Raw genomic sequence first — 13,599 nt, 5'->3', positions numbered from 1 at the left:
AACGCCTGCAAGATGGAGGGAGAAATACGGCGTTACCTTAGAGTAAAAAACGCTTTTGCAAGAAAAATCCTTATGCAAAAGCATGTTTTTTATTTTGTTTTCTTAAATTTAAATGCCGCATGTATGATTAAGTAAACTAGTACAAGCAAACATGCCATAATGCTTATTCGGTTGTCTTTATTTAATACAAAGCTGATGCTGATTAATGTTAGTGCTGCAGCTGCAAGTCCTGTGATATATGGATATCCCCATAGACGAAAACTCGGCATTGTCGGATAGCTTTTGCGCAGTTTGATTTGAGCAAGGCAAATACTTACCCAAACGATTGATACGACAAAGCCTGGGAATGCCATTAGAATCGTAAAGACTTCATCTTGTGCGACTAAAGCAATCATTGATCCGAGAATCAATACTATCCCTGTCAGTATTAAACTGTATGTCGGCACACCGCTTTTTGATAATTTACTGAAAGCCTTAGGCGCCTCTCCTTCCTCTGCAAGAGAGTGAAGCATTCTAGTACAGCCGTAAATGCCCGAGTTTGCTGCGGATAACACCGCGATAATTAAAATAAAGTTCATCACATGTGCAGCTCCTTGAAGACCTGACATGGAAAGCACCTGTACAAACGGGCTTGAAGATTCTGTCAATTCATTCCAAGGAATCAATCCGCATATAACAAGAATTGGCAATGTATAGAAAAGCACAATGCGGAAAATAAAACTTTTAATAACTTTCGGCAGAATCTTTTCTGCATCTTGCGCCTCTGTTACGGTAACACCGATAAGCTCAGAGCCACCATATGAAAACATAACTACTAATAGTGCTGCAAAAATGGATGACCACCCATTCGGGAAAAAGCCTCCATGCTCTGTATAATTGCGGAAATAATCTGCTCCATCTGAAGGAATGATGCCAAATAAGATACCGGCACCTAATATAATAAAGACGATAATCATTGCGATTTTAATGCCAGCAAACCAAAACTCAAACTCTCCATAATGCTTTACGTTCATCAAATTGATGCTCAAAATAAATATGGTACAAAGAATGCTTAATACCCATAATGGAATGTTTGGAAACCAATATTGCAAAAAGCTTCCTGCTACAACCACTTCAATAATACAAACGGCAAGCCACAGAACACAGTAAAGCCAGCCAACAATAAAAGACATTCTGCTTCCAAAAGCCTTTAAAATGAAGCCCTTCATATTTGTGTTTGGGTATGCAATCGCCATTTCAGCAATGGCTCCCATCACGACTAATAATAATAAACCGGCAAAAATATAAGTAACAACTACTCCTGGACCAGCGACACCTACTGTTTCTCCGCTTCCTTTAAAGATGCCTGTCCCAATTGCCCCTCCCATCGCCATAAGGCTGATATGTCTCGGCTGCAATTTTTTCTGCAGCGTATTCTTTGTCTCCAATTTCAAATCCTCCTAAACAATGAATAACCAATAATAACAAAATGAAACAAAAAATCCAAATCTCCCGAAGTTCTACTGCAAGCACAGCAGGGCTTAACGGGAAATCTGGATTTGTTTTTTCCACATGTCTATAAGCCTTGACTAAAATTGTTTTACGTCTATATGGATAGACTAGCTATGTAATTCCTATTTTGCTTCGTTTACTTAACTGATCTATCCACTAATAACTGCATTAGAAAAAGCTTGCTAGTTTTGTTCTCTCTTCTTCTGTCAGCGGCACTAGAGGCAATCTGACAGATCCAACATCAATTCCCTTTAATTGCAGGGCTGTTTTAACTGGCACTGGGTTCGGTGCAGCAAATAGTGCAGTCATGACAGGCAGCAATTTTTGATGCATTTGCGCTGCTTTTTTGTAGTTTCCTTCAAGGAAAGCACCAACCATTTCCTGCATTTCTGGACCGATTACATGTGAGGCAACAGAGATAACTCCTGTTCCGCCAACGGAAAGCAATGGCAATGTTAAGCTGTCATCTCCGCTGTACACATAAAAATCATCCGGGGTGCCTGCGATAATTTTTGTGATGTTGTTTAAGTTTCCACTTGCTTCCTTAACTGCAACAATATTTTCAACAGCTGATAATCGAATAATTGTTTCGGGTTCGATATTTACAGCAGAACGACCTGGAATATTATAAATCATGACTGGAAGGGTTGTGCTATCTGCGACTGCCTTCACATGCTGATACATGCCTTCTTGGTTTGGCTTGTTATAGTATGGGCCTACAACCATTACGGCATCCACCCCAGCCCGTTCTGCTTCTTTTGTCATCTCGATGGAGTCATAAGTGTTATTACTACCAGTCCCTGCGATGATTGGAACTCTCTTTTCCACTACCTTTACCACATGTTTGAATAATGCTATCTTTTCCTGTTTTGATAATGTTGGAGATTCGCCTGTCGTTCCTGCAACAACTAAGGAATCTGTTCCATTTGCTATCAAATGGTTAACAATCTGTGTTGTTTTTGGAAAATCAATATGTCCCTTTGCATCAAATGGTGTAATCATGGCCGTTGACACTCTACCAAATAAACCCATCGTTCCACTCCTATTCTCATTTTCAATCTTGTTGTGATTAATGCTGTTCCTTATCTAAATCAAACGAATCATGCAATACATTTACAGCACGTACTAAATCTTCCTGTTTAACGAGGACCCAAATGGTTGTATGGCTATCCGCTGATTGCAAAATACGAATTCCCTCACCTGAAAGTGCAGTGACTATTTTTGAAGTGACACCAGGTACACCTGCCATGCCGGCACCAACTACAGATACCTTTGCACATTCACTCTCTACAATCGGGTCATAGCCCATTTCCTGAAGAACAGCTGTCGCCTTTTTAGCCATTTCATCGGTTACAGTGTAAACAACACTGTTCAGTGAAATATTAATAAAGTCAACACTGATTTCTTCATTGGCCATCGCTTTAAAGACTTGTGATTGCAGATCATATTGGTCTTTTTTGGCGAGAACTTTAATTTGAGTAACGTTTGCTACATGAGCAATCCCCGTTACTGGTCTTTCCTGGATATCACTGCCTTTATTGTCATCACTGCTAGATGTCACAAGCGTACCAGTTCCCTTTGAATGTGTGGAACGAATGCGGATTGGAACTTTCGCCTGCATTGCAATTTCCACAGCTCTAGGGTGAATTACCTTAGCACCTTGATACGCCATATTGCACACCTCTGTATATGTGACAACAGAAAGAGGTCTTGCATTTTCTGCAATGCGCGGATCTGCAGTCATGATGCCTTCCACATCTGTGAAAATATCGATTACTTCAGCATTTAAAGCTGCGCCTAATGCTGCTGCAGAAGTATCACTGCCCCCTCTGCCTAAAGTAGTCGTATCTCCGTTTGTAGCAGCACCTTGGAATCCGGCTACTACGACGACATCATGTGTTTCAAGCTCTTTTAATACGCGAGTGCAATCCATTTCCAATATTCTTGCGTTCGTAAAATCATCGTTTGTGATGAAGCCAGCTTGTGCGCCTGTAAGTGCAGCTGCTTTTATGTCATTTTCCAGTAAAAGCTGTGTGAACACAACGCTGGAAATGATTTCTCCACAAGATAGCAGCAAGTCATTTTCTCTTTTGCTTAAATGACTGTCAGAACCTCCAATTAGAGACAGAAGAGTATCTGTTGCATACGGCTCTCCTTTTCTTCCCATTGCAGATACAACAACTACTACCTTTTTACCGCTTGCTAAAGCGTCTTGAATATGCTCTTTTGCTTGATTTCGGCTGTTTTCATCTCTTACAGATGTTCCTCCGAATTTCTGTACTACTATGTTTGTCATTGCTATACACCTCTGGACACTTTTAAAAAGTGTTTCTTAATAAAAAGGGGATCACTATGAAGAATCCGCATCTTCATTTGCTAGAAAGCTGCAGTTCCTCAAACATGTCCCCTTATTGCTATTATATGAAACAGTTTGCCGCAAATTTATGATAAGGGCAACGCTGCTTAGAATATAATAAAGAGATGTGCTGTGTAAAAAGTGTATTCTTGTTTATTTCACTAGTCCCAGTTTTACAAGACTTTCAGCGATTTGAACAGAATTCCACGCAGCACCTTTTAGCAGGTTATCGGAAACAACCCACATATGAAACCCGTTTTCTGTATCAAGGTCTTTGCGGATACGACCTACAAATACATCATTTGATCCGACACAATCAGCCGGCATTGGATATACTTGATTTTGGATGTCGTCCTGCAAAATGACACCTGGAGCGTCTTTCAGCAAGCTTTGGATATCGGATGCTGTTACGTCTGTTGCATCCAGTTCAAAATAAACGGATTCAGAATGGCCTGTAGCAACAGGGATTCTCACACAAGTAGCCGCTACTTTAAGATCCTCGTCATGCATAATTTTTTTCGTTTCGTTAATCATTTTCATTTCTTCATACGTAAATCCGTTGTCCGTAAATACGTCAATTTGCGGAATAGCGTTGAAGGCAATTTGATAATGCTTCTTATCGCTTTTTACTGGAAGAATTTTCGGTTCAAAGCTCTCTTCATTGATGATTGCTTTCGTCTGGCTGTTAAGCTCATCCACCGCTGCTGCACCTGATCCTGAAACAGCTTGGTATGTGGAGACAAGCACTTTCTTCAAACCGTATTTTTCTTTTAACGGCTGAAGAGCTACAACCATTTGAATAGTAGAACAGTTTGGATTTGCGATAATGCCGTTATGCTTATGCAAATCTTCTTCATTCACTTCTGGAACGACCAACGGTACGTTTTCATCCATGCGGAATGCACTTGTATTATCGACTACAATCGCACCATGCTCTACAGCATGTGGTGCAAGATCCTTTGATACGCCTCCGCCTGCTGAGAACAAGGCAATGTCAATTCCTTGGAAGCTTTCAGGTGTCGCTTCCTCCACTGTGATTTCCTTGCCTTTATAAGTAACCTTTGTCCCTGCAGAACGCTTAGAAGACAAAAGAGTTATTTTTGAAATGGGAAAATCTCTTGTTTCCAATGTTTTAATCATTTGTTGTCCTACTGCTCCAGTTGCTCCAACCACTGCTACATTAAATCCTTTTTTTTGCTCCATAAAGGCTCCCCTTCTTTCAGGTGTTTTCTCTGTATATTATACAATTAATGACGGCGACAAGCTCGCCGCCAAATGAATATTCTCTATTTTAACATATTCGTGCTATATGAACAGAACCTTTTTACTTGAAATATGACAAAAAGTTAAAAAACAGTATAAATTATTCTATTATTTTCACTTATCTAAATATTTTTCGACGATAACAGGCTGTATTTGTTTTCCTTCTAATGCAGCGTTAATTGTCTCAGCCAGCATGCTCATTCTTGCAACCATGGAATTTGGCTTTTTGTCTGGATCGTCCTGGCCGAAAGGAATGAAATAAATATGTTTTGTTGCCATCAAGCGCATTAGGTTAACTCCATTTAAGCCTAAAGCATCATTCGTCGATATACCTAAAACGACTGGCTTTTGGTTTCTTAGCGTAGCTTTTGCTGCCATAAGTACTGCATTGTCTGTCATAGCATTAGCGAATTTACTCATGCTATTCCCAGTAAGCGGAGCTATTACCATGCAATCAAGGGGAATTTTAGGTCCTAGAGGCTCCGCTTTGACAATGCTGTCAATAATTTCATTCCCTGTTACTTCCTCCAGTTTACCGATCCATTCCAATCCTTTACCAAATCTTGTGTCTGTATGCTGAACATTGCCTGTAACAACAGGAACGACATCAGCTCCAAGACTTACAAGCCTTTCTACTTGCGGCATAACTTCTGCATATGTGCAGTGGGAAGCAGAAATTCCAAATCCGATTCTTTTTCCTTGTAAGCTCATTTATGATTGCTCCTTTCGACTTTGCCATTCTTCTTGCAGCAGCTGTGATAGAACCTCTGCTAGTATATTCCCAGCAGTCTTAGGCGCAACAATTCCAGGCAAGCTAGGTGCAAGCAGCGCCTTAACCCCTCTTTTTTCTGCATATTGGAAATCTGTACCACCTGGTTTTGAGGCAAGATCAATGATTAATGTATGCAGTGGCATTTTTTCAATGACAGAGGATGTAACAACAAGGTGGGGAATGGTGTTAATGCACATATCTATATCACAAACCGCTTTTTCTAATTCTGATAACGGGACGGGCGTCAAGCCCATTTCTAAGATTCTGGCCAGGTGCTCGCTCTCACTTGCTGCAACCTTCACCTTGCCTCCTAATGCATGAAACGTCCTTGCTACACTCATTCCAACACGGCCTAAACCAAGTATTAGGATATTCGAACCATGAATGGTTGTATCCGTATGCTGAATAGCCATCATAATCGTGCCTTCTACCGTTGGAATGCTGTTCAGTATTGCCACATCATCTCTGTTAAACAGCTGTACGAGCGAACGATTTGTACTTGAGATAATGCCATTTAAATAGTCATTGGTGATTCCCGAATAAATAGTACAATGGGACGGTGTTTTCTCTAGCAATTCTTCTGTTAAAAAAACCTTTTCATTTGAAAAGATTGTATCCACCTGTCCGTTTAGATCGGTTCCTTTAACAGGCAGAATGATCGCATCAATCATTGAAAAATCCACATTATCGATCTTTTCTTTTGTGGCTCCAGCAAAAGCATGATCCAGCTGTTCAAAGCCAACTAAAGAAAGCTGTGCATGCTGCTCTGTCAGCTTGCGGACAATTTCGAGCTGCCTTGCATCGCCGCCGATAATGGCGATTTTCATCCCTGTCAGCATGTATATTTCACCTTCTTTTTTAAAGATCCTAACACTAATCAATTACTACTCCAACATCTTATGTCACGATCTTGTTTTAGGTGAGTTGCTTTATAGATTTTCCTCTAAAATCATCGCATGCAGTATTTTCCAAAAACAAAAAAAGCCCGGCGCCATTTATCCCTGTTATGTTAACTTGGGATAATGGGCCGGACTTTTACAAATTAGTCGTGTCATCCTTATTCGGAATATCGATAATAATCATATCAGTGCCGATTTTTTTTATATGGGACCAAGGCACTCTCAGTTCATCCCCTGTCTTCCGGAAGCCAAACCATTTAAGGGAGGGAATCAACAAAGTTTTGATTTGCCCGTCCTTTTCATTTATTTCTAAATCTGTTTGACCGAGCATGCCAAGCCGGACGGCATTTTTCACATCTACAAGCTCTTTTCCGCTTAATTCGCTTAGTCTCATTTCTCTGCCTCCTAATGATTAATGCTTTTCTATTATCATATCAACAGAGGTAGAGAATTAGACTAGCTAAAAGTATTTTTTATGTAACCCCTTCTATATTATAGAAGGCTTTTCGGCATATTGCCGTCAGGACTGATAAGCGATACAGAAAAGGAATCAGTGAAAATCTGATGTGCCATCTTGTTCACATCTGCATTGGATACCTTGTCTATTTTCGCAATAATCTCATCTAAAGTATGGTGTTTTCCAAGCAATAATTCATTTTTACCGTTGCGGCTCATTCGGCTGTTTGTGCTTTCTAAGCTCAGCATCAAGCTGCCTTTTAACTGCTCCTTGCTGTTTGAAAGCTCTTTTTCAGTAATGCCATCTCGTTTTAGGTTAGCAAGAGTCGTCTGAATCGTTTCATACAGCTCATCCAGCTGTTTTGCACCAGTTCCGCCGTAGATTGTCACAATTCCGCTGTCTTGGAAGGAGGAATGATAAGAAAAGACTGAATATGCTAAGCCTTTTTGCTCCCTTACATCCTGGAACAATCTGCTGCTCATGCTGCCGCCAAGAATATTATTTAAAGAAATCAAGCTGTACATATCCTCATGGCCAACTTGCAATCCTTCATATCCTAGGCAAAGATGTGCCTGCTCTGTTTCCTTTTTACGAGAAATTCTGTTCGTATGGAACGATGGCTTACTAATTTCTCTTTCACTTTTACCTGCTTCAAACGCTCCAAAGTATTTTTCCACTTCAGCGATAAAGTCATCTGTGATATTTCCTGCAATGGAGATAACCGTATTTTCAGGTGTGTAATGTTCAAACATATACTCTCTCAATGTATCGCCATTGAAAGTGCTTAATGTTTCCTCTGTCCCTAAAATCGGATAACCAAGCGGATGCTTCTCATACACTGCCTGGCTCAATAAGTCATGAACAATATCGTCAGGTGTGTCTTCGTACATTTTTATTTCTTCGTAGACGACATTTTTCTCTTTCTTCAGCTCTCCCTCTTCAAAAGTGGAATGGAAGAACATATCAGCAAGCACCTCAAGTGCAAAATCTGCATGTGTATCAAGTACTTTTGCATAATAGCAAGTGTACTCTTTTGAAGTGAATGCATTAACCTGACCGCCGATGCTATCAAATGACTCAGCTATCTCTCTAGCATTTCTTGTTTTTGTTCCTTTAAAAAACATGTGCTCTAAAAAATGAGACACGCCATTATTTTTTTCGTCTTCTTTTCTAGACCCAGTGCCAATCCAAACACCGATAGCTACAGAACGCACGGTAGGGATATTTTCCAGCACTATTCTAACTCCGTTTTGGCAAGTGTATCTTTTTATCAAGTAAGTTCCTCCTGTTCTCGTTTGCCAATGTAACTGCTCGCGACTGCTAGTATATCTTATTCTTCGTATTTTTGCCAAAAAGTTGTTTCATTATGAAAATAATTGTTCTAAAACTTGCAAACAATTACTTATCAGGCATAGAACGGTCCTCGCTGAGCATTTCTGTGACAGTATTAATTTCCAAATTTTTAGCTTGGATTTGGCTGATGAGTTCATCTAAACTGTTTGCCGTAGATTCGGTTGGATGCATTAAAATCATTGCTCCATTATGGACTTTACCCATTACACGCTGCAGCAACACTTCCGGACTCGGCTTTTGCCAATCAATTGTGTCAACTGACCACATTAAGGTGCCTAAGTTTTGCTCTTTAGCAATTTTCACAACTGATTCATTATAATAACCGCTCGGAGGCGCAAGCCATGTTACTGTTTTTCCTGTTGTTGCTTCAATTACATCATTTGTTTTTGTTATTTCTTCTCTGATTTTCGCTTCACTAATTTTGCTCATATCAGGATGTGTGTAAGAATGATTGCCTACCTCGTGGCCAGCCTCTGCGATCATTTTTGCCAATTCTGGATTTTTTTGAACCCATCTGCCCTCAAGAAAAAAACTTGCCTTAACATGATGCTTTTTTAAAGTTGCTAAAATATCAGGCAGATATTCATTGCCCCAAGCAACATTAATGATAAAGCTGATCATTTTTTTCTCAGGATTGCCTTTATAAATGGCTGCTGCCGGAAGATCTTCGAGATGCACCTTCGGCTTTAGTTGTTTATATACGAGTTTTTGTTTATCAAAAACGCCGGCTTTTTTCATTTTCTTGTAGGATGCCTGTACGTCGACCTCTAACCCATTAATACCTGGAATCGCCTTCCACACAGGATCAATCTTCGCATCAACTGCTTCGACTCTGTACTTGTCTGCATTACTTTCAATTGTTTCATACAGTGGACTAGTGCTTTTGGACACAGTCACACTCTCTCTGTTATCAACTAAAGTTGCTACATATGTATTGGACAATGGATTGTTGGCAACAAACCATGCTGCTAACAATAGACCAGCCATCGGAATTATTCTTTTCATTCTAAATCCCCTCCTACTAAATCTTTATGTAGAAGGAGGACAAGGTAGAACGTAATGAAAAGCGTAAATATCTAAAGCTTGGCAGTCTTTTTACCATCTATATAAAAAAAGGCAGACCCTTAAAAATTCACTGCCTAACAGCAATAGCTGCGTTAAATACAGAAATCATTAGAGTCAAACCTCATTTTAAAAAATTATTTTGTTGCATCTTCTGCTTGTTCTTTTTGTTCCTTCAGTACAGCTTTGCGGGAAAGATTTACTCTGCCCTGTTTATCAATTTCTGTTACTTTAACAAGAATTTCGTCACCGATCGCAACAACATCTTCGACCTTACCGATTCTTTCTTCTGCAAGTTCAGAAATATGAACTAGTCCATCTTTACCGTTGAAGATTTCTACAAATGCTCCGAATTTTTCAATTCGTTTTACTTTACCAAGATACATTTGACCGACAACAACTTCACGGACAATATCTTCGATAATCGCTTTCGCCTTTTTGTTCATTTCATCATCCACTGAAGAGATAAACACTGTTCCATCTTGTTCAATGTCAATTTTTACGCCAGTTTCTTCAATGATTTTATTGATTTGTTTACCGCTTGGCCCAATAACATCACGGATTTTATCTGGATTAATTGTCATCATTAATATTTTTGGTGCATATGTGGACAGTTCTTCTCTTGGTGTTTGGATTGTTGCAAGCATTGATTCAAGGATTTGCATACGGCCGATTTTTGCCTGTTGCAAAGCCTCTTCAAGAATTTGTCTTGAAAGTCCTTCAATCTTAATATCCATCTGCAATGCTGTAACACCTTTTGCTGTACCTGCTACTTTAAAGTCCATATCTCCAAGATGGTCTTCCATGCCTTGAATATCTGTTAAGATACTGTAATGTTCGCCTGATGCAATAAGACCCATTGCAATACCTGCAACCGGAGCTTTAATCGGAACACCAGCATCCATCATTGCAAGCGTGCTTGCACAGATACTTGCTTGGGATGTAGAACCATTAGATTCCAACACTTCTGATACTAGACGGATTGTATAAGGGAAATCCTTCTCAGATGGAATAATTGGTTCCAATGCTCTTTCACCAAGTGCTCCATGTCCGATTTCACGACGTCCAGGTCCGCGCATTGGCCCTGTTTCACCAACGCTGAAGTTAGGGAAGTTATAATGATGCATAAAGCGTTTTTCTTCTTCGACACCAAGGCCGTCCAAGATTTGCACATCACCTAATGCTCCTAAAGTACAAATGCTGAGCGCTTGAGTTTGTCCGCGAGTAAACAAGCCTGATCCATGTGTACGTGGAAGAAGGTCAACTTCTGATGACAGTGGGCGAATCTCTTCAAGTCCACGTCCATCAGGTCTTACTTTATCTTCTGTGATGAGACGACGAACTTCATTTTTAACAAGTTTATCAAGAATTTGCTTTACTTGTTTCAGCTTGTCTTCATCTGCTTCTTCTGTTTCATATTTCGCAACAACAGAATTTTTCACTTCTCTAATAGCTGCTTCACGAGCATGCTTTTCTTGAACTCTGATCGCATCAAGCATTTCTTTTTCGCATAGTCCGCGAACTTCTGCTTCAATATCCTTGTCCAACTCATAAAGAACTACATCTACTTTTTCTTTACCGATTTCGGATACGATCTTTTCTTGGAATTCAATTAGCTTTTTAATTTCGTTATGTCCAAACATGATTGCTTCAAGCATCACTTCTTCAGGTACTTCTAAAGCGCCTGCTTCAACCATGTTAATGGCATCCTTAGTTCCTGCAACAGCAAGCGTAATATCGCTTTTTTCTGCTTGTTCCACTGTTGGATTGATGATGAATTCGCCGTCAATTCTGCCGACATATACGCCTGCAATCGGTCCTCCGAACGGTATATCAGATACAGATAATGCCAAGGAAGATCCGAACATTGCCGCCATCTCCGACGTGCAATCTTGATCCACACTCATTACAAGGCTGACAACCTGTACTTCGTTACGGAAACCATCAGCAAATAGCGGACGGATTGGTCTATCGATTAAACGGCTCGCCAAGATTGCTCTTTCACTTGGTCTGCCTTCTCTTTTAATAAAACCGCCTGGGATTTTACCAACAGCATACAGACGCTCTTCATAGTTAACTGTTAAAGGAAAGAAGTCTAAATTCTTTGGTTCTTTTGATGCAGTTGCTGTACTTAGAACTGCTGTATCCCCGTAACGCACCAATGCTGCGCCGTTTGCTTGTTTTGCCAATTGGCCGATTTCGACTGAGAGCTTCCTGCCTGCCCAGTCCATTGAATAGACATGTTTATCTTGTCCCATTCTAAAAACCCCTCTCTACTCATTTCACTTGTTAGAGGTTTTGGTTATTTTAGTGCTACCTAAACCTACATGGATATTTTTTATCATTACCAAAATACTTATTACATATTATTTCAGTTAAATTCGTTTATGTCAAAAGTCAGTGTCCACCAACAATTATGTAATCTATTCATTAGTTATCAAGTATATATGTCAATAGTTATAGTTGTCTTCTTGCACAATAAAAAAGCGGGAACAAGTATCCCGCTTTTTAATACTATCTACGTAGACCAAGTTTGTTGATTAAAACACGGTAACGTTGAACGTCTTTATTACGTAGGTAAGTTAGTAGATTACGACGTCTACCTACCATTTTCAAAAGACCACGACGTGAGTGATGATCTTTTTTGTGTGTACGTAAATGATCATTCAGGTTGTTAATAGACTCAGTAAGGACAGCGATTTGAACTTCTGGAGATCCAGTATCGTTCTCATGCGTTTTGTACTCATTGATAAGTTCGTTTTTACGTTCTTGAGTGATTGCCATCCTGTTTCACCTCCTATATCCTATTACACTAATCCCCATTTACTGAGCAAAACGTTGGTGATTCGATTTTGCCAAGCAAAGGTTGTTTTTAGTACGTTTATAAGAATAACCTTTTTTCATAAAAAAAGCAAGAAAATCATCTATTAATTTTTTAGGATTGGGATACCTGTCACTATCATTGCCAATCCTAGTTATTTTTAAACATTATAGATTAGCAAAGTAAGCAATTGCTGTCTGCTTATCTCTTTCAATTTGCTCAACAAGCTCTTGAATGCCGTTAAATTTCTTCTCGCTTCTTATCCGCATATGCCATTCAATGGTAATAATCTGATCATAAATATCTTGATTAAACTCGAAAATATGCGCTTCGACGGATTGAACAGTCTTGCCAGGATGGAATGTCGGCTTCGTTCCCACATTACAGACGCCATTATACCATTTCTCGCCAACATTCACTTTCACAGCATATACGCCTTGTGGAGGAATGATTTCCTCGTCCCCAGTCTTGACGTTCGCTGTTGGGAAACCAATAGTTCTGCCCCGCTTGTCGCCGTGAATGACTTTACCGTGGTTTGTGTAGAAACGGCCAAGGAGCTTTGGAACCTTTTCCATATCTCCAGCATTTATATAGGATCTGATTAAGGTTGAGCTAACCTTCTCCCCTTCAAAGGTCTCCTTGCTGATTATTGTTGTCCCAAACCGCTCACGGCCATGAAGAGCCAATGTTTCGGAAGTGCCTGCTGCTTTCATTCCATACGTATAATCAAACCCGCAAACAACATGCTTAACATTAAGATCCACCAAATATTGATCAACAAAGCTTTGCGGATGCAATCCGGCAAACTCTTTTGTGAAATGGACGATAAATAAGTAATCAACACCAAGCTTCTCCATCTCAGCAATTTTCGTTTCCAGTGACGTAATCAGACCGATTTGTTTCTTTTCTTTTGACAACACTAGAGACGGATGGGGATCAAAGGTCATAACTCCAGTCTTCAATCCCAATTCGCCGGCAATTTTTTTAGCTTCCCCGATGACCTTCTGATGGCCAAGATGGACTCCGTCAAAGTAGCCCAAAGCCATAACCAGTGAAGGAATTTCCATAGAATGCATATTTTCTATATTATCTATTCTCACTACTCTCAAACTTGACTCACCTTTT

Annotated in this window: 12 protein-coding genes; all 12 read right to left on the bottom strand. The window is 39.9% G+C overall.

Annotated features, from left to right (window positions below):
- Positions 1-89 precede the first annotated feature (89 nt).
- The 12 genes from L8T27_RS07395 to ribF all read right to left on the bottom strand — a co-directional run bounded on the left by L8T27_RS07395 (position 90) and on the right by ribF (position 13,583).
- Positions 90-1,373: an amino acid permease gene (locus L8T27_RS07395; protein ID WP_233314779.1), complete on the bottom strand. Its 1,284-nt coding sequence runs from the start codon at positions 1,371-1,373 to the stop codon at positions 90-92.
- 286 nt (positions 1,374-1,659) lie between these two features.
- Positions 1,660-2,523, bottom strand: a complete 864-nt coding sequence (dapA, locus tag L8T27_RS07390; RefSeq protein ID WP_233314349.1) for a 4-hydroxy-tetrahydrodipicolinate synthase — start codon at positions 2,521-2,523, stop codon at positions 1,660-1,662.
- Positions 2,524-2,560: 37 nt separating this feature from the next.
- Positions 2,561-3,787 carry an aspartate kinase gene (gene dapG, locus L8T27_RS07385; RefSeq protein WP_237941196.1) on the bottom strand — a complete coding sequence of 409 codons (1,227 nt, stop codon included), beginning with the start codon at positions 3,785-3,787 and terminating at the stop codon, positions 2,561-2,563.
- 213 nt (positions 3,788-4,000) lie between these two features.
- Positions 4,001-5,050 (bottom strand): aspartate-semialdehyde dehydrogenase, encoded by a 1,050-nt coding sequence (gene asd, locus L8T27_RS07380; RefSeq protein WP_237941195.1) that lies wholly within the window; start codon positions 5,048-5,050, stop codon positions 4,001-4,003.
- A 174-nt stretch (positions 5,051-5,224) separates the two neighbouring features.
- The gene (locus L8T27_RS07375) at positions 5,225-5,821 is read right to left on the bottom strand and encodes a dipicolinate synthase subunit B (RefSeq protein ID WP_233314352.1); all 597 of its coding nucleotides are present in this window, start codon (positions 5,819-5,821) and stop codon (positions 5,225-5,227) included.
- Positions 5,822-6,721 carry a dipicolinic acid synthetase subunit A gene (dpaA, locus tag L8T27_RS07370; RefSeq protein ID WP_237942271.1) on the bottom strand — a complete coding sequence of 300 codons (900 nt, stop codon included), beginning with the start codon at positions 6,719-6,721 and terminating at the stop codon, positions 5,822-5,824.
- 196 nt (positions 6,722-6,917) lie between these two features.
- Positions 6,918-7,175 (bottom strand): YlmC/YmxH family sporulation protein, encoded by a 258-nt coding sequence (locus L8T27_RS07365; protein WP_233314353.1) that lies wholly within the window; start codon positions 7,173-7,175, stop codon positions 6,918-6,920.
- 98 nt (positions 7,176-7,273) lie between these two features.
- Entirely contained in the window at positions 7,274-8,512 is a 1,239-nt protein-coding gene (locus L8T27_RS07360; protein WP_233314354.1) for a M16 family metallopeptidase, read from the bottom strand.
- Positions 8,513-8,636: 124 nt separating this feature from the next.
- Positions 8,637-9,596 (bottom strand): polysaccharide deacetylase family protein, encoded by a 960-nt coding sequence (locus tag L8T27_RS07355; protein ID WP_233314355.1) that lies wholly within the window; start codon positions 9,594-9,596, stop codon positions 8,637-8,639.
- Positions 9,597-9,790: 194 nt separating this feature from the next.
- The gene (gene pnp, locus L8T27_RS07350; RefSeq protein ID WP_233314356.1) at positions 9,791-11,911 is read right to left on the bottom strand and encodes a polyribonucleotide nucleotidyltransferase; all 2,121 of its coding nucleotides are present in this window, start codon (positions 11,909-11,911) and stop codon (positions 9,791-9,793) included.
- 256 nt (positions 11,912-12,167) lie between these two features.
- The gene (gene rpsO, locus L8T27_RS07345) at positions 12,168-12,437 is read right to left on the bottom strand and encodes a 30S ribosomal protein S15 (RefSeq protein WP_101175791.1); all 270 of its coding nucleotides are present in this window, start codon (positions 12,435-12,437) and stop codon (positions 12,168-12,170) included.
- Between the two features lie 204 nt (positions 12,438-12,641).
- Complete coding sequence (gene ribF / locus L8T27_RS07340) at positions 12,642-13,583, bottom strand: bifunctional riboflavin kinase/FAD synthetase (RefSeq protein ID WP_233314357.1); 942 nt, start codon at positions 13,581-13,583, stop codon at positions 12,642-12,644.
- Between the last annotated feature and the right edge of the window lie 16 nt (positions 13,584-13,599).

Origin of the sequence: Niallia sp. Man26 (genome assembly GCF_022049065.2) — a bacterium.
In the GTDB taxonomy this organism is placed as follows: domain Bacteria; phylum Bacillota; class Bacilli; order Bacillales; family Cytobacillaceae; genus Niallia.
The sequence above is the reverse complement of the archived record's forward strand: the minus strand, read 5'-3'. Positions and strand labels throughout refer to the sequence as shown.

Coding starts and splice junctions, on each gene's coding strand:
- L8T27_RS07395 (WP_233314779.1), bottom strand. CDS start 1,373: ATGGCGATGGGAGGGGCAATTGGGACAGGCATCTTTAAAGGAAGCGGA.
- asd (WP_237941195.1), bottom strand. CDS start 5,050: ATGGAGCAAAAAAAAGGATTTAATGTAGCAGTGGTTGGAGCAACTGGA.
- dapG (WP_237941196.1), bottom strand. CDS start 3,787: ATGACAAACATAGTAGTACAGAAATTCGGAGGAACATCTGTAAGAGAT.
- dpaA (WP_237942271.1), bottom strand. CDS start 6,721: ATGCTGACAGGGATGAAAATCGCCATTATCGGCGGCGATGCAAGGCAG.
- L8T27_RS07355 (WP_233314355.1), bottom strand. CDS start 9,596: ATGAAAAGAATAATTCCGATGGCTGGTCTATTGTTAGCAGCATGGTTT.
- L8T27_RS07375 (WP_233314352.1), bottom strand. CDS start 5,821: ATGAGCTTACAAGGAAAAAGAATCGGATTTGGAATTTCTGCTTCCCAC.
- pnp (WP_233314356.1), bottom strand. CDS start 11,911: ATGGGACAAGATAAACATGTCTATTCAATGGACTGGGCAGGCAGGAAG.
- L8T27_RS07365 (WP_233314353.1), bottom strand. CDS start 7,175: ATGAGACTAAGCGAATTAAGCGGAAAAGAGCTTGTAGATGTGAAAAAT.
- dapA (WP_233314349.1), bottom strand. CDS start 2,523: ATGGGTTTATTTGGTAGAGTGTCAACGGCCATGATTACACCATTTGAT.
- rpsO (WP_101175791.1), bottom strand. CDS start 12,437: ATGGCAATCACTCAAGAACGTAAAAACGAACTTATCAATGAGTACAAA.